The organism is Psychrobacter halodurans, from assembly GCF_017498075.1.
GTDB lineage: Bacteria > Pseudomonadota > Gammaproteobacteria > Pseudomonadales > Moraxellaceae > Psychrobacter > Psychrobacter celer.
Genome location: NZ_JAGBKN010000005.1, coordinates 107,861 through 131,030 on the forward strand (window position 1 = coordinate 107,861; position 23,170 = coordinate 131,030).

Annotated in this window: 15 protein-coding genes; 4 read left to right on the plus strand and 11 right to left on the minus strand. The window is 47.7% G+C overall.

Going from position 1 to position 23,170, the window contains the following annotated elements:
• The first annotated feature begins 167 nt into the window (after nucleotides 1–167).
• Both rsmA and J3491_RS03825 read left to right on the plus strand, forming a co-directional pair.
• On the plus strand, nucleotides 168–1,031 hold the full coding sequence (gene rsmA, locus J3491_RS03820) for a 16S rRNA (adenine(1518)-N(6)/adenine(1519)-N(6))-dimethyltransferase RsmA (protein WP_207969272.1): 864 nt from the start codon (nucleotides 168–170) through the stop codon (nucleotides 1,029–1,031).
• 52 nt (nucleotides 1,032–1,083) lie between these two features.
• Nucleotides 1,084–1,920, plus strand: a complete 837-nt coding sequence (locus J3491_RS03825) for a symmetrical bis(5'-nucleosyl)-tetraphosphatase (protein WP_207969273.1) — start codon at nucleotides 1,084–1,086, stop codon at nucleotides 1,918–1,920.
• An 86-nt stretch (nucleotides 1,921–2,006) separates the two neighbouring features.
• On the opposite strand, the gene J3491_RS03830 is transcribed toward J3491_RS03825, so the two are convergent.
• Together J3491_RS03830 and cadR are read right to left on the minus strand one after the other, a co-directional pair.
• Nucleotides 2,007–2,339, minus strand: a complete 333-nt coding sequence (locus J3491_RS03830; protein WP_207969274.1) for a YnfA family protein — start codon at nucleotides 2,337–2,339, stop codon at nucleotides 2,007–2,009.
• 54 nt (nucleotides 2,340–2,393) lie between these two features.
• Nucleotides 2,394–2,804, minus strand: a complete 411-nt coding sequence (gene cadR, locus J3491_RS03835) for a Cd(II)/Pb(II)-responsive transcriptional regulator (RefSeq protein WP_243456097.1) — start codon at nucleotides 2,802–2,804, stop codon at nucleotides 2,394–2,396.
• Between the two features lie 181 nt (nucleotides 2,805–2,985).
• On the opposite strand from cadR, the gene J3491_RS03840 reads away from it, so the two are divergent.
• The gene (locus tag J3491_RS03840) at nucleotides 2,986–5,130 is read left to right on the plus strand and encodes a heavy metal translocating P-type ATPase (RefSeq protein WP_207969275.1); all 2,145 of its coding nucleotides are present in this window, start codon (nucleotides 2,986–2,988) and stop codon (nucleotides 5,128–5,130) included.
• Between the two features lie 246 nt (nucleotides 5,131–5,376).
• Here J3491_RS03840 and J3491_RS03845 read toward each other — a convergent pair whose 3' ends face one another.
• The 8 genes from J3491_RS03845 to J3491_RS03880 form a co-directional block, all read right to left on the minus strand.
• Nucleotides 5,377–7,842 carry a site-specific recombinase gene (locus J3491_RS03845; protein ID WP_207969276.1) on the minus strand — a complete coding sequence of 822 codons (2,466 nt, stop codon included), beginning with the start codon at nucleotides 7,840–7,842 and terminating at the stop codon, nucleotides 5,377–5,379.
• Nucleotides 7,843–8,223: 381 nt separating this feature from the next.
• On the minus strand, nucleotides 8,224–10,008 hold the full coding sequence (locus tag J3491_RS03850) for an acyl-CoA dehydrogenase C-terminal domain-containing protein (RefSeq protein WP_207969277.1): 1,785 nt from the start codon (nucleotides 10,006–10,008) through the stop codon (nucleotides 8,224–8,226).
• Between the two features lie 271 nt (nucleotides 10,009–10,279).
• On the minus strand, nucleotides 10,280–12,073 hold the full coding sequence (locus tag J3491_RS03855) for an acyl-CoA dehydrogenase C-terminal domain-containing protein (protein WP_207969278.1): 1,794 nt from the start codon (nucleotides 12,071–12,073) through the stop codon (nucleotides 10,280–10,282).
• A 387-nt stretch (nucleotides 12,074–12,460) separates the two neighbouring features.
• Nucleotides 12,461–14,176 (minus strand): putative bifunctional diguanylate cyclase/phosphodiesterase, encoded by a 1,716-nt coding sequence (locus J3491_RS03860; RefSeq protein ID WP_243456099.1) that lies wholly within the window; start codon nucleotides 14,174–14,176, stop codon nucleotides 12,461–12,463.
• A gap of 84 nt (nucleotides 14,177–14,260) precedes the next feature.
• Nucleotides 14,261–15,115, minus strand: a complete 855-nt coding sequence (locus J3491_RS03865) for a 16S rRNA (uracil(1498)-N(3))-methyltransferase (protein ID WP_207969279.1) — start codon at nucleotides 15,113–15,115, stop codon at nucleotides 14,261–14,263.
• A gap of 157 nt (nucleotides 15,116–15,272) precedes the next feature.
• Complete coding sequence (locus J3491_RS03870) at nucleotides 15,273–16,121, minus strand: methylenetetrahydrofolate reductase (RefSeq protein WP_207969280.1); 849 nt, start codon at nucleotides 16,119–16,121, stop codon at nucleotides 15,273–15,275.
• An 11-nt stretch (nucleotides 16,122–16,132) separates the two neighbouring features.
• A complete protein-coding gene (gene ahcY, locus J3491_RS03875; protein ID WP_075100907.1) occupies nucleotides 16,133–17,557 on the minus strand; it encodes an adenosylhomocysteinase in 1,425 nt (474 codons plus the stop codon).
• Between the two features lie 322 nt (nucleotides 17,558–17,879).
• Nucleotides 17,880–19,844 (minus strand): TonB-dependent receptor, encoded by a 1,965-nt coding sequence (locus J3491_RS03880; RefSeq protein WP_207969281.1) that lies wholly within the window; start codon nucleotides 19,842–19,844, stop codon nucleotides 17,880–17,882.
• A 424-nt stretch (nucleotides 19,845–20,268) separates the two neighbouring features.
• On the opposite strand from J3491_RS03880, the gene J3491_RS03885 reads away from it, so the two are divergent.
• Nucleotides 20,269–22,200 (plus strand): mechanosensitive ion channel family protein, encoded by a 1,932-nt coding sequence (locus J3491_RS03885; protein WP_424108344.1) that lies wholly within the window; start codon nucleotides 20,269–20,271, stop codon nucleotides 22,198–22,200.
• A 207-nt stretch (nucleotides 22,201–22,407) separates the two neighbouring features.
• Here J3491_RS03885 and J3491_RS03890 read toward each other — a convergent pair whose 3' ends face one another.
• Nucleotides 22,408–23,040 (minus strand): DNA-3-methyladenine glycosylase family protein, encoded by a 633-nt coding sequence (locus J3491_RS03890; RefSeq protein ID WP_100749671.1) that lies wholly within the window; start codon nucleotides 23,038–23,040, stop codon nucleotides 22,408–22,410.
• Nucleotides 23,041–23,170: the final 130 nt, after the last annotated feature.

Here is a 23,170-nt window from a genome sequence, read left to right on the forward strand (position 1 = left end):
ACGCCGTAAAACCACGTCCTTCTAGGGCGTGGATATCAGGCATCAGTCATTGTCGCCCAGTATTGCGAGTGCCTTGATGAGCTGTGTTATAATTCATTGATATATAATCAGCACATTGCTGCCATAGCGTTATAACCCCTTTATCTTTTATCTATTAAGACCTTTTTATGTCCAAAACTACTTTTGATGCTCAAAGCCTTGCTTCCAGTCTACGCACTGCCAAACACCAGCCGCGCAAACGTTTCGGTCAAAACTTCTTGCATGATACCAGCGTTATTCGCCAAATTGTCGATAGCATTCGTTTAGAGCGCGACGATAATTTGATTGAGATTGGACCGGGAATGGGCGCGCTGACTGAGCCGCTATTGGCAGAAGTTGATGCGATGACGGTGGTGGAGCTGGATCGTGATTTGGCCGATAGCCTGCGTATCCGTATCGGTGCCAACAGCCATCCGAACTTTACTATCATCAAAGACAATGCCATGCACGTTGATTATCGCGAGCTGTATAGCGCTGAGCGTGGTAAGCTGCGGGTGGTGGGCAACCTTCCTTATAATATCTCCACACCGATACTTTTTCATCTGCTTAGCTTTGCAGATGTCATTCAAGACATGCATTTTATGCTACAAAAAGAAGTGGTTGAGCGTATCACCGCGGATGTCGGTAGCAAGACCTATGGCCGTCTATCGGTCATCATGCAGTATCACTGTGATACCGACTATCTACTCACAGTGCCACGCGGTGCGTTTAATCCACCACCTAAAGTCACCAGCGCCGTCTTTCGCTTGACTCCGCATATCGACAAGCCAGTGGTGGCAGAAGATGAAGAGTATTTTGCTATCGTCGTTCGTGAGACTTTCAATCATCGCCGTAAGACATTGCGTGCTATCTTTAAAAATTCGACTTTGTTGCCGACGCTAAGCGAAACGGACTTTGCTGCCTGTGCCATCGACCCGCAAGCCAGACCTGAGACGCTGAGTGTCCAAGACTTTGTCGCGCTAAGCAATCATTCGCGGCATTTGCTTGTATAGCAAGCCTACTGTTTGTTGGTTATGATTTTATAGATTGATTTATTGAGGGTTTATGGGGTTTCGTCATCAGTATGTCATCGGCGATTTGCAAGGTTGTTATGCCGCTTATCGTCAATTACTAAACACGTTAGCATTTGACCCGACTCAAGACAAACTGTGGTTTGCAGGTGACTTGGTCGCGCGCGGTGAGGATTCGTTAAGCACGCTGCGCCATGTCAAGTCGCTGTGTGAGCAGGGCGCAGCGGCGACCGTGCTAGGCAATCATGATATCAACTTGATTGCGGTCTGGCGCGGCGCGGCAAAGCTCAAAAATAAAGACAAGACTGCGCCGATTTTTGCTGCTGAAGATTGTGATGAGTTGCTAGAGTGGCTGCGTCATCAGTCAGTATTGGCTTATCCTGATGAGCACACGGTATTGGTGCATGCGGGTGTGCCGCCGCATTGGAGCATCGAGGCTGCGGCTGATTATGCGCGGCAGTTAGAGGCGGCGCTGCAAAGCAGTTTGCCGCAGCTTGATGCGCTATTGCCTAACCTATATAGTAAGACAGCTGATAAGTGGCATGCACAGATAAGCGGCTATACTAAGCTGCGTGCGATTGCCAATTACTTCACACGTATGCGCCTGTGCAAACAAGATGGCACCTTAGAGTTTGACTTTAGTGCAGGGCTGCAAGAGCCGATGCCTGATGACTTCGCACCGTGGTTTGACTGGCAAGTACCGCGTACGCGTAAGATACTCTTTGGTCATTGGGCGGCGCTCAAAGCCGAAGTTGATCTGCCACATGCACGTGCGCTAGACGGTGGCTGTGTATGGGGCAATCACTTACTGGCTTATCGCTTGAGCGATGGTAAGGTTGTTACCTCAAGCGCACACTGTCCAAGCTTGTGACGAGGACGATAGCTAGCTAATTTCGTTTTAGGTCGTCTGTTAATAGGCTTGAAGAGAGCAATGGCTGTCGCCAATGGGGTATTGCACTATGTAGTGCGCGGTGCAAACATGATAATAGCCATGCCTAGTAGTGCCACTGATGTGCCTAATATGTCCCACGTTGTTGGCTGGACACCATCGATAGCCCATAACCATAGAATTGCAATCGTTACATACATACCACCGTAAGCCGCATAAACCCTACCAACGGCGGTTGGATGTAAAGTCAGCAGCCAAACAAAGGCGGTCAAACTAGGGGCGCTAGGAACAAGCAGCCATATTGACTTCCCTTCTCTTAGCCATAAATATGGCAAGTAGCAGCCTACAATCTCTGCTAGTGCAGTAATGGCAAAAAGCCCGACAGTTTTTAATTCAGACAAAATTATTCCTTTGATTATTTATAATGTAGCGTCTAAACAATGCGGCTGATGCTTCTACTGATGACAAGAATTATCAGCAAGAGCATTTAATATTCCACAGGATACCGCGGGTGCGCTAGATAGGCATTTTTTTCGCAAATCCATTAGATGCTGTTTTAATTGCATCAACTCTTTAATACGAACTTCTACCGCCTCAATATGCTCATCTAATAAGGCATCTACATTACCGCAGTCTCTGTCAGGCTCATCCCAGTACTGCAATAACACCCGTACTTCATCCAACGTCATATCAAGCGTACGACAGTGCAGGATAAACTGTAGACGCTCGATGTGCGTGTCATTATATAAACGATAATTGCCTGCACTGCGTGAATGCTCAGGCAGTAATCCTTCCTTCTCATAGTAACGAATGGTTTCTACTGTCGCGCCTGTGCGTTTAGCGAGTTCTCCGATTTTAATCAGCATGGCTGCCTCTTGAGCATTAAACATTAGAGTAACTATAAAGTTCAATGGCTAATAAATCAATGTTATGACGTCAGATATAAAGCGCCTTGACTCTAAAGCCACTATAGGGTTCATAATAGATTTATTAAAAAATGCTTATAGCAGTACAAGTTATGAGGACAACGCATTAGGAAAAATAATTATGCAATATCATATCGAAGGTATGGACTGTGCCAGTTGCGTCGGTAAAATTGAAACGGCGCTCGCCCGTATGCCTGACGTCTCTGATGTACAGCTTAACTTTGCCACCGAAAAGTTAACGCTAACATTAGCGCCTGATGGAGAGACGCAATTTAGTGACATCGAAAAAACCATTACGCGCCTCGGGTTTGGTATATTTGCCATAACGGATCAATCAACCGATCTAAGTAGCGAGAGTCCATCCGCTACAGAGCAGCCACGTTGGTGGCAAAGCCGCAAAGGCAAGCAAGTCATTGGTCTTGGTGTGTTGATGAGCGCCGCTTACGCGCTATCGGTGGTTTTTTCTGATTATGGCATGTGGGCATTTGCTGTTGCCGTCATTGTGGGTGTGTCTCCTTTTGCTCGTAAAGCCTTTGCCTTAGCGTCGACCGGCACGCCTTTTTCGATTGAGATGCTGATGTCGGTTGCGGCAATTGGTGCGCTTATTATTGGTGAGCCTGAAGAGGCAGCAGCAGTGGTATTCTTATTCTCAGTCGGCGAGCTACTAGAGAGCGTGGCTGCTGATCGCGCGCGTGCTGGCATTAGGGCTTTGGCGGCACTGGTGCCAAAGACTGCAATTTTACTTGACGCACAAGGCGGGCAGCGCGATGTACCGGCGTCTTCACTACAAATCGATGACTTGGTGCTGGTACGCCCGGGCGATAAGGTGTCTGCTGACGGCATTATTACTCAGGGCGCATCTAGCCTTGATGAGTCGCCCATCACCGGCGAGTCTATCCCCGTTGCCAAAACAGTAGGCGACAAGGTGTTTGCAGGTGCCATCAATATGGAGGGCGCGCTGCACATACGCGTAGAAAAAACAGCCGCTGACAATACCATTGCACGAATCATTGAGCTAGTGGAGCAGGCGCAAGCCTCCAAAGCGCCCACTGCACGTTTTATCGAAAAGTTTAGCCGCTACTACACGCCAGCAGTGATGGCGATTGCCGCTTTAGTTATTATTATTCCGCCGTTAGTGATGGGCGGGGAGTGGGCAACTTGGTTATATCGCGGTTTGGCACTATTGCTCATCGCCTGTCCATGCGCCCTCGTCCTATCCACACCGGCCGCTATCGCCTCGGGTCTGGCTGTTGGTACGCGCCGCGGCTTACTGATCAAAGGTGGGAGCGCGTTAGAAACCATTGGTCGCGTCAATACGGTTGCTTTTGACAAGACAGGTACGTTAACGGAAGGCAAACCCCGCGTGACCGATGTTGTCACTTTTGCCCAGCAGTATATGGATGCTCAAGATAAAAATGCGATATTAGCGCTGTTTGCCAGTGTTGAGTCCGCCTCTAACCATCCGCTTGCAAAAGCCATCATCGATCACGCCAAAGCGGCCAATATTGCCATACCAGTAGCGTCTAAGGCTCACGCGACTGCAGGTAAAGCTGTACATGCAACGGTAGCTGGGCGCTCTTTAACCATCGGCTCTCCTGTATATGCCGCCGACCAAACCTCAATAACCGCCAAACAAAATGCCCAAATCGAAGCATTACAAAATGAAGGAAAAACGGTGTCGGTGCTGTTCGATGAGCAAAGCCGTGAGGTGCTCGGGCTAATCGCGCTACGAGATGAGCTGCGGGACGATGCCAAAGAAGGCGTAGCACAGCTTCATGCAATGGGGGTTCGCTCCATGATGCTGACGGGCGACAACCGCCTTACTGCTCAAGCGCTTGCTAGTCATCTAGATATAGAGTGGCAAGCTGAGCTGTTGCCCGAAGATAAGCTGCGTTTGATAGAAGAGATGAAGACTAAAACCCAAATAGCGATGATTGGTGATGGTATCAATGATGCGCCAGCGTTAGCGACTGCCGATGTCGGTATCGCGATGGGCGGTGGTACTGACGTCGCGATTGAAACGGCTGACGTCGCCTTATTAAAAAGTCGCGTGACCGACGTCGCTCATCTGATTGAATTGTCGCGGGCAACCTTATCCAATATTCATCAAAACGTAATTTTTGCGCTGGGCCTAAAAGCAGTGTTTCTAATCACCACGGTACTCGGTATCACGGGTTTATGGATCGCGGTATTGGCTGATACTGGCGCAACCGTGCTGGTTACACTTAATGCTTTACGTTTAATGCGTTTTAAAAACGTCCATTAGCAAACGCCCTTACTTCAATAGATAATCATCTAAATGGGTTAAAGATGGCTAACTCTGGCCAAATGCTGTCAATTAGCTGACTAATAGCTCGATATTCTCTGTGCTGTGTTCGTTGTTTGATGACAATGTTTGATCAAAATGTCTAATCACAATGTTTGGCTGCCATTCATCTCATTTTTATCACCATTTTTAAAATAAGGGCACGCCCTATATAAACCCCAGTTCGACATAAGCAAAGTGCCCGTATTAACTGGGCAGTTTTGGTGGTTTTTTGGGTTTTGGCAGTGGCGTTTTGGCATCGCCTGCAGGCTTGCTATCAGGGGCGCTCATGCTTTGGTCAGCACTATTTTGGTCAGTACGATGGCGCTGGTTTTGCGCGCTACTATCAGCTGACAGATTGTTGGTTTTGCCGTATTGAATATCATTGGCGTACGGTACACTGTTTAGCTCTTCATCGACGAGGCCGTCATCTAAGTCGATGACTTTTTTCGGCGGTGCATGCGGCTGTATATGATCGCCTTTTGGCTGATTGGCGTAGTATATGTCGGTGCTGGTCTGCGCATTTTGTGCCCCTGCCTGTTTGGACTCAGGCAGTATTCTGACATCGGATAGGCGGCGTACCACATAGTTACTTGGGAGGGGTTTACCGCTTTTTTGTGCCGAGGTGTCATCAAATATCATGTGTCCTTGACTATCGATACGCGCATATTTCATGGGCTTGTCACGTGGCCAAAAAAAGTCAGAAGGATGACTGATAATGTGACCAAACACCAATTTGGTCAAACGGCCCCATTCAAAGAAACGTACTTCTTTGGAGCGTAGCGCGACAAACAGCGCCAGAGAAAAACTGACCATCAGGTTGACGATGCCGATTAGCGCCACTCCTAGGATCGACAATAAAATCACGCTCCAGCTGATTTGGTCGGCGGAGATATTAAACAATCCATGCGCTAGGTTGGCTGAGGCAAAGGCGATATGGCGGATATCAATCGGTAGCCCAAATATAAAGCCGATGGTAGCCGTACTGCCCAAAAACACACCGAACAAAAAGTTGCCCATGATAGCGCCGAGGTTGGCCTCGACAAAGCCGCCCAGCCGCTGGAGCCAAGATTTGGGCAGTACGTATCGCAAGAGTCGATGACGCTGGATACGCGCGCCGACATGGTTATAAACCGCCAAATTATCGTAATAGCCTGCAATCAGACCTGATAAGAATAAATAAACCCCAGCGATGGCAGCATGAGGCAGAGCCAATGAGCGAAAAGGATCAAGGTCGTGCAGGAGGTGCTCAGCCTTGGTGGTGTCGATCATCGGTGCGCCTGTGTACTGTAGCCATGCAAACGAGATAATCAAAGCAACTGGGATAGCCAGCATGACGTTACCCATGATAGCGATAAACTGCGTGCGCAAAATGTCGACCACCAGCTCTGAGAGCTTGGTCAATTGCCGTGATTTTTTGCCCGAGCCGTCCGATATCGTTGAAGCGATGGCCGCAGCAGTCATGGCCGGCTGCTTGGTAGCGACTGTACCACGAATGACATGAATGAATACAAAACCCAAGCCATAAATCATACTATTAACAAACGCGCGTCCCATTGGCGCTAAGGCCAATTGATAGGCCAGTATCTTGATGGTAGCCATAAAGGCAATGACAAAACCGCCGATAGAGGCCTTTTTAAACATTTTTTGATAGCCAGCTTTATCGGTACTGATATAGTGCTCACCAACGCGGCTGGCGTTTTCTGTGACTTTGCGCGATAGCAGTTTAGTATTATTGTCAATCAAATAGCCAATACTATAGCGGCGATTGGCCGTGGTAATCAGCGTCTGCACCAGCTCAATCACCGCATGATCTCGCTTTTGATGATCATCGGTCACAAGCTCGGTCAAGATGCGCATGCGCTGCAGGCTTTGATCAAGGCGCAGCATCATGTTGGTCAGACGAATAGAGATACCTGTTTTATAAATGCGCTTACGTACGGTGGCGACGATGCCTTCGCACTGCTCAAGCATGACCAGCAAGGGCGCTGGGTCTACAGCTTTTTCGGGTGTGATGTCTGTCAGCGTATCTAACTCGTGGGCTTGGCGATACTGATTGACAAACAGCACGGCTTCTTGGTTTTGGGCGACAAAAGACGCAGAGTAGTTGAGTATCTGAGGATACGACTCCATCAGATCGGGGTGCAAGCCAATGCCGCTAATGCGGTACGATAAGATAATAATGGCGTTTAATATGTTGTTTTTGGCGGTAGCGACTAGGTCCAGATGCTGCTCATTGACTTTTAATAGCTCGACCAGCGCATCCCACTTGTCGCGCTCGATGTTGGCCAGCCAGCGTTCATCAGAGCGCTTATTAAATAAATAACCCACCAGTTCAACTACGGAGTCTTCTTGCGGCAATAAAGGCAAAAACCGATGCCCAATCAGCCGGCGCAGACTGTTAAAAAACCCTTGATCCGACATGATGCCTGTGTCGGTGTATAGCGCAATTTGTCGATACTCGATAATGAGCTTTAACACAAAGCTGGCCAGCCCATCTGCATACTCTGGATGCTGACGAAGGATGTCGATTAGTGATTGAATATTTTGATTGGCTAGGGCAGGCTCTCTATCACTGACGCGCAGCTCATTTATCAAGCGCTTGAGCACCACCGGATCGGGCACATCACTGAGCGCAGTAATCTGTTGCAAAATGCGTTTTAGTTCTGACACGTTGCGTCCTTTATTATGAGAGGATTTATTATAAGCGGTTTTTATTATTTAAGAGTCATCAAAGTTGCTGGGCGACCAACGAGCGGCACACCATCAGACAAGTATCCTGCGTTATTTTAATCATAACGATAGTTCGGTGGTGAATTATTTTGTTAGCAGTTATTTTTACTAGGGCGTATCCTAAATACAATCGACAGTCACTTAAATGGACTAAAATGGCTAAATATTATCAAACGGTGTTAAATCACTCACGAATATATTGATATCCATAGATATCCGTAGCATAGACCTATAACACAGACCAAATGATTTGGGCAAAAAAAGGGACAGTCACCTAACTGTCCCTTTTTTTATATGTATTAATGTACCAATAGCGACCGATTAGTTGGCAGGTACATCAAAATAATCAAGATCAAAGTTCATCATTGGGTCACTACCAGCTTTGACCATCTGTGCATGCGCATTGATACGTGGCAAGATACGGCCAACGAAATAATCGGCAAGCTTGGCTTTGTTGGTGTAGAACTCACCCTCTTTGCCATTAGCAGCTTCAACCATCAAGGCAAACATATACGAGTAGGCAAGGTAACCAAAGGCATGCATATAGTCAACCGCGCAGCCGTTGATTTCGCTCTTACGCTCGCCGATATTGCTCAGCACTGTGGTGGTCAGCTCTTCAATGGTATCAGCTGCATCTAGTGTGGCCTGCTTGATGCCATGATCGGCCTGCATGTTGTTGACAAAATCACGAATCTCACCTAAGAAATGGGTGACATATTTGCCGTTATTTTTTGCCACTTTACGACCGAGTAGGTCAAGCGCTTGAATACCGTTGGTGCCTTCATAGATCTGCGCGATACGAGTATCACGGACGATTTGCTCCATGCCCCATTCGCGGATATAGCCATGACCACCAAATACTTGCTGGCAATCAACCGTGGCTTCTAGTGCTTTGTCGGTTAAGAAGGCTTTGGCAACTGGCGTCAGTAGGGCAACACGTGCAGCAGCGGCTTGAGCGGCCTCTGGGTCAGTACTAAACTTTTCTTCGTCAAGGTTTTTGGCGACATACATGGCAAAGCAGCGTGACGCTTCGGTGTTGGCTTTGGCATTTAGCAGCATGCGGCGCACATCAGCATGATGGATGATGGCATCGGCAGGCTTTTCTGGGCTTTGAATTTGGGTGTCACTACGACCCTGACCACGATCATTGGCGTATAATGCTGCGTTTTGATAAGCCAGCTCAGAGCCACCAAGGCCTTGTAGACCCATGGTCACACGCTCATAGTTCATCATGATAAACATAGAAGATAAGCCGGTGTTTTCTGCGCCCACCATCCAGCCTTTGGCGTTATCAAAGTTCATCACGCAAGTCGCTGAGGCTTTGATACCCATCTTGTGCTCGATAGAGCCAACCGCCACAGTGTTGCGCTCACCCAAGCTACCATCTTCATTGACCAAGAATTTTGGTACGACAAACAGTGAAATGCCTTTTGAGCCTTCTGGCGCATTTGGAGTTTTTGCCAATACCAAATGAATGATATTGTCAGTGAGGTCATGCTCGCCGCCAGTGATAAAGATTTTGGTACCAGAGATATTGTAGCTACCGTCATCGTTTGGCACGGCTTTGGTTTTGATGATACCGAGGTCAGTACCTGCATGCGGCTCAGTCAAGCACATGGTGCCTGACCATTCGCCGTTATACATTTTTTCTAAGTAAGTTTGTTTTTGCTCTTCAGACGCCGCCGCGTTGAGGCAAAGCGTGGCACCAACCGTTAGGTTAGGGTAGAGAGCAAAGGATTGGTTGGCGGTAAATACCATCTCTTCGGTCAGCATGGTGACCATCTTTGGAAAACCTTGACCGCCGTACTCAGCATTACCACTCAAGCCCACCCAGCCTGATTCAGCATACTGCTTATAAGCTTCTTTAAAACCAGTAGGCGTGGTGACAACGCCATCACCCTCAAAGGTTGCGCCTTCTTCATCACCGCTACGGTTGATAGGCAACAAAACGTTTTTTGACAGTTTTGCCATTTCTTCTAAAATCATATCGACGGTTTCCATATCGACATGAGCTAGGTTTTCGTTATTTTGCCAAAACTCAGGCGCGTTAAATACATCGTTTAAGATAAAGCGCATGTCATTAAGAGGGGCATTATAAACAGCCATAAACATTCCTTTGGTTCAAATAAATAAAAGTTGGAGCGATGAAAATAAGAAGTGCCAAACGTATGGATTGCTTTTTGAGGTCATCTGCGCGACTCATAATCAAAGCAACGGCTAAGCAAAGTTTAACAAATAAGCCTATGAGCAGGTGTTTTTCTTCGTGAATTATGCGTACACCAAAATATAATTGACCAACAAAATCGGCAACACACCTTGGTATGTTGCCGATATAAGTATAGTGTGCTGTCGTCAAAATACTAGTGCAAAAACACTATTAAAACGCAAATTGATCCACATCCATGGTCATATACGGCTCAACACCTGTGCTGATACGCTGTACATGCGTGGTGGTACGCGGCAATAATTTTGCAAAGTAGAATTGCGCGGTTTTGACTTTGGCATCATAAAAGGCTTTTTCGCCCGTACCATTTGCCAATGCCGTCTGCGCGACCAAGGCCATACGCGCCCATAAGTAAGCTAGGGTCACATAACCGCTAAAGTATAAGTAGTCAACAGCCGCGCCGCCAACTGCATCTGGGTTTTCAGTTGCTTGCATACCGATGCGTGCGGTCAAGTCGCCCCATTCTTTGACGTGTTTGGCAAGTGGGCGGATGAACTGACCCATCTCGTCATTGTCTTTGTGTTCTTGGCAGAAAGTCTGGATGATGTTGACAAAATTGGCCAGCATTTTACCTTGTGAGCCCAAGACTTTACGGCCGAGTAGGTCGAGCGCTTGGATTTCGGTGGTGCCTTCGTACAAGCAAGCGATACGCGTGTCACGGACGTTTTGCTCCATGCCCCATTCACTGATAAAGCCGTGACCGCCATAGACCTGTACGCCATGGTTAGCCGCTTCTAGGCCTGTTTCGGTCAAGAACGCTTTAGCAATCGGCGTCAACAGTGACAGCATTTGGTCAGCAAATTTTAGATCATCGCCTTCGCCTTTTGCCACAGTATCAGCAAAGTGTGAGAGGTAATAAACGAGGGCACGACCGCCTTCAGCAAAGGCTTTTTCGGTCAACAGCATGTTGCGCACCGCTGGATGAACGATGATTGGGTCAGCGACTTTGTCTGGTGCTTTGGCACCTGATAGTGAGCGCATCGCTAGGCGGTCTTTGGCATAGGTCAATGAGCCTTGGAAAGCATATTCTGCTGCGGTCAAGCCTTGGACTGCCGTACCGATACGAGCGACGTTCATAAAGGTAAACATGCACTGTAGACCGCGGTTTTCTGGGCCAATCAAGTAGCCTTTTGCACCATCGAAGTTCATCACGCAAGTCGCTGAGGCTTTGATGCCCATTTTGTGCTCGATAGAGCCACAGACGACGTTGTTGTTTTCGCCAAGGCTGTTGTCTTCGTTGACCAATACTTTAGGTACGATAAACAGTGAGATGCCTTTGGTGCCAGCAGGCGCGCCTGGTAGACGGGCTAGAACGATATGAATGATGTTGTCGGTGAGGTCGTGCTCGCCCGCTGAGATGAAGATTTTTTGACCGGTGATGCTATAAGTACCGTCATCATTTGGCTCAGCTTTGGTACGGATAATACCCAAGTCAGAGCCTGCGTGGGCTTCTGTCAAGCACATGGTGCCTGACCATTCGCCGGTGACCATTTTTTCTAGGTAAGTCTGTTTTTGCTCATCAGTGCCATGGTGTTCGATGGTTTGGATCGCGCCATGCGATAGGCCAGGATACATAGAAAATGACCAGTTCGCCGTACCGACCATCTCATTGATGACCGTTGATAGTGAGAACGGCATATTTTGACCACCAAATTCTTCTTCAGCTGATAGCGCTGGGAAGCCAAGCTCACAGTACTGCTTATAAGCTTCTTTAAAGCCTTTTGGTGTGGTCACAGTACCGTTGTCAAACTGGCAGCCTTCTGCATCGCCGCTTTGATTCAAAGGTGATAGCTCGTTTTCGGCAAAGCTTGCCGCCATCTCAAACAGGCTATCCATCAACTCACGATCAGCTTCTTGAAAGGCTGGCAGAGTTTTGTAGTGGCTTTCACTATCGAGTAGTTCATGCATCACGAATTGAATGTCACGTAAGGGCGCTTTGTATTGCATAACTTCCTGTCCTTTTTAACATGTCAGCAGGCACAGTCTATAGATTACGATAGTCGGTAGGCTCGCTACAGTAATTTGACAAGCACAAATAAATAATAGGCTGCCATACAGATAGACTACGTGCGCGATGACATAAAATGGTATTGAAAAGAATGGTGATTGTCAGAGTCGGTTTGAGACTTAATATATTCCAACAAATTCACTATAAAAGATAGGCGTTCATCGGTGATTATACAAGTTTGGTGACAGCACTGATAAGTCATGAACCTGCCTTGCATCGGTTATGCAATCAGCGTTAGACGCAAAAGACACAGAGCAATAACCGTATGAAAAGACTGATGTTACTGACACGATGAAATCAATCATAGCCGCCGGTATTTGCTGATATTATTTGGTGGTCGACTGTTTGATGAGCATGTCGGTGGCGACCTCGGCGGGCACGGGTTTTCCAAACCAATAGCCTTGACCATACTGGCAGCCCATCGCCAGCAACCGATCGCGCTGCGCCTCAGTCTCAATTCCTTCGGCGACCACTTGCATATCTAACGCCGCAGCCAAGTCTAAGATGGCTTTGACAATGGCATACTGGGTGCGATCCGACTCAATGTTTGAAATAAAGCTTTTATCGACTTTGATAAAATCGAACGGGTATTCTTGTAAATAGCTCAAGGATGCATAGCCGGTGCCAAAGTCGTCTAAGGCAATACAAATACCCAGATCTTTTAGCAGAGCTAGTTGTTTTTTGACATTGTCATGGCGCTGTATCAAAGACGACTCGGTGACTTCGATATGTAGCTGATGGGCCGAGATGCCGTACTCTACCAGCAGGCTACTGACCATCTCAAAAAAATCAGGGTGGCTAAATTCGGCAGCATCCGCGTTGATACAGATATGCTGATAAAACCCTTGCTGCTGCCAAATGGCCAATTGCGCCGCGATTTTTTTTGCCATTTGAGAAAACAGCTCAAACGAGAGTTTGTGAGTGAGGATGGCGTTGATAAAATGCGCAGGTTTGAGAAGGCCGCGGGTGGGGTGTTGCCAGCGTACCAACGCTTCAAAGCCGGTAATATGACCCGTCGTCAAGTCGAATTTTGGCTGATAATAGGGAATAAACTGGCCTGCGGTGGTGGCCTCTCTTAACTCAGCCTCTAACTGTAAGCTGCCAGCGGTGGCTTCTTCGATCGCCGCATTGTACCAGCAGATATCGTCGCCGCCTTGCTGCTTGACATAATGCAAGGCTTTTTCAGCTTTGGTCAAAAGCCCCGTCAGCTCGGTGTCGTTTTGCGGAAAATAGCTGACACCGACGGAGATATGACAATAAATATTGGCGTCAGTCTTGGTGTCCTTATCGATCGAAAAAGGCCGCTCACACATCTGCATGAGCTTATCTAACTGATGGCGCACCATATTGGCATCATGACACTCAAATAATAGTGCAAAATCATCGCCGCCAAAGTGCGAAAAGCAGCGCAAACAGCCCAGCTCTAGCGCCTTGAGACGAGCCACAAAGCTTTTGATTAAATGATTGATACCATCAGGCCCCAATAGGCTCGCAAGACTACGATACCGATCGATATTGAGACGGACGATGATTACTTCTTGATAGCTGTCGAGCAGCAAATCACTGGTCTGGCTCAAAAAAACCTTACGGTTGGGCAGGCCGGTCAGCTGATCGTAATTGAGCAGATGGGTCAGCTGCTTTCGGTCTTTGGCCGCAGAAGACATATCGCGAATCAGACCGATATAATACGTCTTGGCCTCTATGGCTACCTTGCGATACGTGATATGGCACTGTAGTATTTCACCATAACGGTTGGCCATCGAAAAATCACTTTCATAAAAGCCGCTATTATCAAGCTGGTTGGTGATTTGCGCCAAAACACCTCTTTCTTCCTCTGACAAAAAATCAGCGGCATAGACTCCAAGCGGCCGACCCAGCAAAAAAGACTCGCTATAGCCGATGATAAGCTCATAACTGGCATTGACCGACAAATAGCGTAGGTTTTCATCTAAAATGAAAATAGCATCATCGCATTGCTCACACAGTTTGGTCAGCAGTAGCTGCTTGTCGGCAATGGGGATGGGAGCAAAAGTAGTCATCATCGAACTCATCATGGCAAAGGTGAATAATCAGTTGGTTTGTCATTTGGTTTGTCATTATAACAATGAGCGAGCCGAGTGCTTGTATTATAAAGCCAACGCGTGCAAAGTCGCCAAAGCCACCACGGGCGCTGTTTCGGTGCGCAGTACCCTTGCGCCAATTTGCCAAGGTGCAAAGTCTGCATTCGCCGCCCGCTTGCACTCCTCATCGCTAAGACCGCCTTCAGGGCCAATGAGCAACTCAATATAAGGCGCCGCTTGTCTTAGTACTGGCAATAACGCCTCTGGCATCGCAGGTTGTCCTGCTGCTGGCACGCTGAGCTGCAAACGCAAATCGGCTGGCTGCTGTAGGGCTTGGTAGTAATGGTCTTGGCTTAGCTCGGCGACCAAAGGGCTGACGGCAAGGTGTGGCGCGCTACGCGACGGCTGTGTCAGCCAATCAGTGATAGACATCGGTGTAAGGATGAGGGGCGGACGGTTGAGTCCACACTGCTCACAGGCCGCTATTGCCACTTGCTGCCAGTGCGCCAGTTTTTTCTCTACTTGCGCAGGTTTTAGATTGACCTCACCATGATGGCTGGTGAGTAATTGAATCGCCGTTACCCCAAGCTCGGTGGACTTTTGAATAGCGTAATCCATACGCTCGCCGCGGCTCATCACCAGACCAATCTGACTGAGGATAGGCGCCGTACGCTCATCTATGCTGTGAGCCAACACCGCCACCGTGGCGTGTTTTTTACTGATGCTTTGGAGCTGTACGTGATACTCACCGCCAAAACCATCAAACAACACCCCTTCATCGCCGATATTTGCGCGTAGTACACGGCACCAGTGATGAACGATACTGTCGGTCAATTCGATGCTGGCACCAATCGCAACCGTGCTCAATGGCGGGTAGGGTGTGTCCTTAGTGTTACTACTGGCATAAAAAAAACGTCGCACAGTCGGTTCATCCTTTGGTTGAACAATAGTCTGTCTTAGTATCTTAGCAGACTATTGGTGAAGTGAGGAGGGGAGATAAAAACGCGATGACAAAAAAAGCTTGCAACAAAAAACTGGCGCTCCTAAGAACGCCAGTTTTTATTACTATATAAGTAGTCTAAGCGCTAAGGCCCAGTGCTTCAACCAAGCGTTTGTTTGGCTCGACTTTATTCATGCTATAAAAATGCATGGCAGGAGCACCTTCACTCATCAAGCGCTCACACAGACGATAGACGACCTCAAAACCAAACTCGCGAATGGCGCTGCGATCATCACCAAAATCCGCCAAGCGTTTACGCACATAACGCGGAATATCAGCGCCGCAGCTATCAGCAAAGCGTACTAAATTGCTGGAGTTGGTGATTGGCATGATACCAGCGATTAATGGCTGTGCGACCGTGTCGATACCGCGCTTTTCTAACGTATCACGCAAGTACAAGTAGCTATCAGCATTATAAAAAAACTGAGTAATCGCCGCGTTGGCACCTGCTTGGTACTTGTTGACTAAGTTGTCGACATCAAACTCAAAGCTACGCGCTTGCGGATGCATCTCAGGGTAGGCGGCGACCTCGATATGAAAGTGCTCGCCTGAATGCTCACGAATAAACTTCACCAAATCTAATGCAAATGGCAGCTCACCCATACCGACCTGACCTGAAGGCAAATCACCGCGCAGCGCTACCAGACGTTTGATGCCCAGTGCTTTATAGTGATCGAGTAGGCCTGCGATTTCAACCTTATCATCACCGATACACGACATGTGCGGCGCAATATCAGTATCGCCGCGCGCACATAAGGTCTGTACGATGTCGAGAGTACGGCTACGTGTCGAGCCACCCGCACCGTAAGTCACTGAAAAGTAGCTTGGTGCCAGTTTGTTTAGCTCGTCATAGGTGTTTAGTAGCTTTTGACCTCCTTGCGCAGTTTTGGCAGGGAAAAACTCAAAAGAAAAAGCAGGCTTGCTCACAGTCGCGCTCCTTAGTATTTATAAGCGTCAGGCTTAAACGGGCCTTCGACAGGGACGCCTAGATACTCGGCTTGCTTTTCGGTCAGCTTCGTCAAGGTACCGTTAAAGCCTGCAACCATCGCTGCTGCGACTTCTTCGTCGAGTTTTTTCGGTAGTACTTTAACGTACAAGTTGTCCGCGCGTGCATCCATTGGCAAATCAGCGAATTTTTCTTCAAACAAGTACATTTGCGCCAAGACTTGGTTGGCAAATGAGCCGTCCATCACGCGCGATGGGTGACCGGTTGCGTTACCTAGGTTCACTAAGCGACCTTCGGCAAGCAAAATCAGATAGTCGTTTTCATCGTCTGAACGGAACACTTGATGTACTTGTGGTTTGATCTCAACCCAGCGCCAGTTGTCACGCATAAATTGCGTGTCGATTTCGGTGTCGAAGTGACCGATGTTACAGACGACCGCACCAGGCTTTAATGCTGCGAGCATATGTCTGTCACAGACATGATAGTTACCTGTCGTTGTGACGATCAAATCTGTATCTGCTAGCAAACGCTTGTTGATGCTGTCTGCGCCGCCGGTGTTATCGCCATCGATGTACGGAGACAATACTTCATAGCCGTCCATACAAGCCTGCATCGCACAGATAGGATCGACTTCTGAGACACGTACGATCATGCCTTCTTGACGTAGGCTTTGGGTTGAGCCTTTGCCCACATCACCATAACCGATGACTAGCGCACGGCGACCTGCAAGGAACATGTCGGTTGCGCGTTTGATGGCGTCATTTAGGCTATGACGGCAGCCGTATTTGTTGTCGTTTTTTGATTTGGTCACCGCGTCGTTGACGTTGATCGCGGGTACTTTTAGCGTACCTTTGCCTAGCATCTCGATCAAACGATGCACACCTGTGGTGGTCTCTTCTGAGATACCATGGATGCTATCGAGCATCTGTGGGTATTCATTGTGAATCAACGCAGTAAGGTCGCCGCCATCATCTAAGATCAAGTTAGCATCCCAAAGCTCGCCTGATGCTTCGCCGCCGACATGTACTTGTTGACGGAGGCACCACTCGTACTCTTCTTCGGTTTCGCCTTTCCAAGCAAACACAGGAATGCCAGCCGCTGCGATTGCTGCCGCTGCGTGGTCTTGGGTCGAAAAGATATTACATGAGGTCCAGCGTACTTCCGCACCTAGCGCAACGAGTGTTTCGATAAGCACTGCGGTCTGAATGGTCATGTGGATACAGCCGGCGATTTTGGCACCTTTGAGTGGCTGCTCGTCTTGATAGCGACGACGTAGACCCATCAATGCAGGCATTTCAGCTTCGGCAAGGGTGATTTCGCGGCGACCGTAGTCAGCCAGGCTGATGTCAGCGACTTTATAGTCAGTAAAGGAAGGGTCGATGGTATGGGCAGATGGGGTGGTAGACACTGCGTCCATAATATGCTCCTATCAGTGGTCAATGATTGATAAAAAGAATAAAAACGCAGGTGCCGTTATTTGCGCTGTTAATAAACAAAAAATGCTATAAACAGTTAACCGAGCCTAACATAATGCTTGATATGCCTAGCGATAAAGCCTAGATGCAGTGATCGATGATTATGGCGCAACACCTCTCGGGAGGGTTATTGTAATAGATGAGTCTGTGATTGTCACCTATTGGCTGCGGAAAATCGTAAGTGCTGTCGTCATAAAAAAAGGCCACCGCTGGGTGACCTTGATTTGTTTACAATTTAAGTTTCGTGTCAGTATTAGTACCAAATTAGTACCAATCGTAGGTAAGTGAGCCGAAGTAGCTGGTGCCTTCTGTGGCGTACTCATTACCGAATTGGCTGGCGAGGGTATAGTCCTCATCAGTAATATTGTCGACCCGCAAGTTAGCACGAAGATTAGGAGTGATATAAACCGCGCCGCTCAAATTCAGCAAGGTATAGCTATCAAGCTTATTGTTTTCGGCCGTGACTCTATCATCAGTATGTTTGGCTTCGAGGCGAACATCGAACATCGGTTGCTGATAGCCCACATAAACCATACCGCTGTTTTTAGGACGATAGGCAAGCTGTTGATTATAGCTTGCGCTATTTGCCGTTTTGTCTTTGGCATCCAAGTAGTCATAACCGAGACCAAATATAAAGGCATTCATATTCCAGTCGGAGGTCAGGCTCAACCCCTTGATTTTCGCTTCACTGATATTTGCTGCACTAGAAATCAGGTCTTCTGCATCGGTGTGATAGCCTGTCAATCGTGACGTTTGGGCATCATTTACGTATTCAACAAATACTTCAGTGTTCTTTGTTCTTTCGGGTTTTAGGTTGGGGTTGCTAAAACCAGGCCAGTATAAATCATTAAAGGTTGGCGCGCGAAATCCGGTCGCATAGTTGGCACCGATTCGCATGCCAGCCAATGGGCGTATCGCCGCTCCTAAATTGTAGGTGCTTTCATGACCATATTGTGAGTTGTCATCTACGCGGTAGTTGGCTTGCACGTCATAATAAGTGTCTGCCAGCTGATAACCAACAAAGGCACTTTTGACCGTTCTGTCGTCAGGATTATAAGGGGTTTGCACAGCAGGATTAGGATAACCTGAAAAATCTAAAACATCTGAGGCGTCTAGTTTTTGTGACAACCATTCTGCGCCAACAATCACAGTACCAGGTTGCGCGTTGATACTGGTCTCTAAACGTGCTTGCTCTTGCGTGGTGTCGTACTGACTGCCTTTTTGATAATCAATAGAGTTGGCGTCATGAGTAGTCGATTTGTCGATACTTTGACCGTAGCTAAGTTTGCTGACTGTTGAAGGCGTTTTGTATTGAAGATAAGCATTGGCACTGCCGTTTTTTTGGTCTGAATAGGCATTTGGAAAGGCGTTGCCTGCTGAGTCAATATCAGTGGTAGAGTCGGTATACAAGGCACTTATTCCCGCGCTTAGCGAGTCTGATAGCTTATGCTGCAATGCTAGACTGGCATTGGTAGATTTAAAGCCATCATCGTCCGCGTTATAGTCAGCCGAGCTGCTATTGGCAATGGCGTTAAAGCCATCTGTTTCGTTACGACTGACACCCAAGCTCAAGGATGACGTGTCATTTTTCAGCTGACCTGTGATGCCGACTTGGTAGTGATTGTTACTACCATAACCCACAGTTGTAGAAACATTGGACTGCTCTACGTTATTGCCTTTGGTAAAAATCTGGATGACCCCACCCATGGCGTCAGAGCCGTAGATGCTAGAGCCTGACGCACCATATAAAACTTCAATGCGGTCGATTTGGTCTGCGGCCAACAAGTTCAGAGATGGGCTACCTAAAGAAATAGAGCCATAGCGTATCCCATCGATAATCACCAAGACTTGTTTGCTATCAAAGCCGCGCATATAAAAATTACTGGCTGTGCCCATGCCGCCACTTTGTGTGATATTAATACCAGGTTGATTCTTTAATACATCGACCACGGTCTGACCCTGATAACGCTGTAGCGCTTCACTATCGATCACACGAGTCTGAGCGATGACGTTACTGGTCTTGGTAGGCGTACGCGTGGCGGTGACGACGATTTTATCGAGCTCAACTTGTGGTAGTGTATGATCATCAGTGGCCGGTGAGGTATTGACTGCCGCTGAATCATGGCTAGCGGGCGTCGCCGCCGTGGCAGCCTGCATGGTAAATAAGCCTAAGGCACTTAAAATACTCAAACGAAGATAAGTACGTGAAGATGAACGCGATAAAGACATAGCCAGTTCCAAAAGAATGATATAAAAGAGGTGGAGATAACGGTTTTGATGTTAATACAGGCAAAGGTTGCAAAAAGCAAAAAATTACAAAAAGAAATAAATAAGCAAAACTGCGCTCATTATCTACAAAAACTGGCCATTTATAAACCACTTTAACCTAATCTTTCCTCAAGGTAGGTTGAATGACGCTCATGGTCGGAGCGGTAAAGCAAAGCCCCTAAATGAATCTGACGGCAGCCATCTACAAAAACATGCAATCAAAGGCACTGTTGTGATAAATAATTGTTATGATAGTAAGGGTTCTATCTGCCCTTTTCGTGCCACTTATCAAGCTAAGAGGTTTGTTTTGTCTATTAAGCACCATCTGACTTTTCGTCAGGCTCCAGATGTATTGTCTACCAGCCTAAAAGCGCCGTTTATCACTATGATGTTTTTGCTTATCATGGCGATGAGCGTACTGCTGCCCGCAGCGTCCTTTGCTGCAGAAACGACAACGCTTGGCGTAAATGGCACGACTGGCAGTGAAGGGTCGGCGAGCACGCCTATACCAGATTCGTTTGGACGCGATACGCCGCGCCATACGGTACAAGGGTTTATTAAGGCGCTGGGCGAAAACGACTACCTGCTGGCGAGCAATTACCTTAATTTGTCTAAGTCGGACAATCCCACCACGGTCGTGCGCCAGTTTAAGCAAGCACTAGATGCTGGCGGCCGTTTTCAGCCTGATTTGCAGATAAATAATACCCCAGAAGGCAATTTAACCGATCAGCTGCCGCCGAGCCAAGAAAACGTCGGGGTCATCAATGTCGGAGAAACAAGCGTCCCGTTGGTGCTTGAAAGAGTGCTGTCTAAGCAAGGCGAACAGTATTGGCAGTTTTCTAGTGAGACGCTCAGCTCGGTACCCGAAGTGATAGAAAACACCGAGCCGACGTTGGTGTCTCGCTATACATTTGACTCATTGGAAGGCAAAAAGCTGTTTGGTTATCAGATGGCGGACTTAGTGGCGGCGCTGACGATGATCGTCAGTAGTTTTGTCTTTACTTATATTTTAGTCTGGCTACTGTATCATCTTTTGCGAATCGCCTATCCACGAGTACGCGGCGTCCCGCTACCTTTGCCAAACAAAGTAATACTGCCACTGTCTGTGGTCATTATGGCGCTGATACTATCTGAGGTGATGGTCTATGCTGGCGTCTCGGTGACGCTGCGAGAGCCGGTCAATCGTTTTGCTGATATTGCCTCGTGGTTGGCATTGACTTGGTTATTACTGCGCGTCATTGATGCGATATTTACCCGCGCAGTCAATTTAAGCTATAAGAAAAACTATACCGAGCGTGTCTCCATCTTGGGTCTGCTCAGAAAAGTTGTCAAAGCGTTGCTGCTCATCTTTGCGGTGATTGTCATCTTTGGCAATTTAGGGTTTGACTTGACCACAGGGATTGCCGCACTAGGGGTCGGTGGTCTGGCATTGGCGCTTGGTGCGCAAAAGACCATCGAAAACCTCGTCGGTAGTGTGGTGGTGGTCGCAGATTCTCCCGTACGTATAGGGGACTATTGTAAATTTGGCACGTATGAAGGCACGGTCATCGATATCGGTATTCGCTCATCACGCGTGCGCACCTTGACGCGTACCATCGTCACTGTGCCAAACGGTGATTTTTCTTCGATGCAAATCGAAAACTTTACCTCGCGTGATATGTTTCGGTTTTTTCATCAGCTGTATATTAAGCGTACGGCTGATATCGATGTGGTCTTTAAGATGGTCAAAGACTTAGATGAGTTTTTAAATGAGCATTATTTGACCAACCAAGAATGGAATCAGGTCAATATCTTAGAGCTGCGCCAAGATTGCTATGTGATTCAGCTGCAAGCCTATATCAACGCCAACGATGTGACGGAATTTTATGATAAGCAAAACGTCGTGTTCGTTGATATATTAACTCAGGTCAAAAAATACGACGTCGAGCACGCACTGCCTACGCAGCAGCTGATAGTCAATCAAACCGATGTTGCGTCGTCTAAAGCAAACAGTGAGCAAAAATCTGATAACGACGGGTCTGCAGGTGACGTGTCAAAAGATGACGACATAGCCAATAGGGCAGATGGTAGCGTCAATCCTGCTCGCGACGACATGGATAAAAAACAAGATGAACATCATGATGATGCCCACAACATAGATCTGGATAAAGACCATGGAGCCAGCAAAGATAAAAAGACTGCCGCGTCGCCTGACGCCACGGCGATCAAAAAACAACATGGCATCAATGCGCTCAGAGAAAAAGGCCGTGCGCTAAAAAAGAGGAAGTTTAAGCACACCAAACGCAAGTTTGGCTTGTCAATATGGAACCAGCCCTAAAAAGACAGCCATATAAGGCGTGGCATTGCTATAGAAACTATAATCGTTATAATCGATTCTAAATAAAACAGATACATTGTATGTCAACGTGGGACTGGTATAAATTTTTCTTGCGTGCTGTGCCTACGCCGACAGATGCTGCGTAAAATTCATCCCAGTCCCACTGTATCGTTTTTATACTGAAATCACTATATCAATCATGGGTTCTTAGATAGGCACAGCGGTCTTATCACGCAGCTGCCCGTAATACGACCAAAGCAATAGGCTGGCTGTGCTACGGTAAGGTGACCAATGCTGCGTTAGAGAGTGGAGTCGTTTTGGGGTAGGACGCTCAGGCAAGTCCAGCAGTGTCATGGCGGCAACTTTGATCGCCAAGTCATCAACAGCGAGGATGTCAGCGCGCTGTAAAGAAAACAATAAGTACATCTCAGCCGTCCAGCGCCCGATACCTGTGACGGTGGTTAGGATGTTTATCACTTCCTCATCTGGTAGGGTTTTTAGGCTAGCAAAGTCTATATCATGCGCAACCAAAGAGCGAATATAGCGAATTTTTTGTTTAGATAAGCCTTGGGCTCTGAGCGCGTCATCGCTTGCGTGCTGAATCATGCTAGGAGTGGTCAAGCCGGTATCAAGCAAACGCTGCCAAATACTGGTTGCAGCAGCGACAGACAACTGCTGGCCGACCATCGCTCGCATCAATTGCATAAAGCCGCCAGTATTGTGCCGCAGATTCGGTAAGCCCACTTGCTCGTAGACCGGCGCAAATCTCGGCTCGATTGCTATCAACGCATCGATATGTGCTGCTAGCTGCTCAGGGGTGTCAAGGGTCTGTATGCTCATCGTTATTTACTCTCATCGAAGTTATAAGGCGCACTATCTTCTAAGAAGCACATAATCCTACATTCTAAAACCACATCATCTATAAAAAAAGACTGCTTATTGGGCAGTCTTTTTTTTGCTTTGCTGTAAG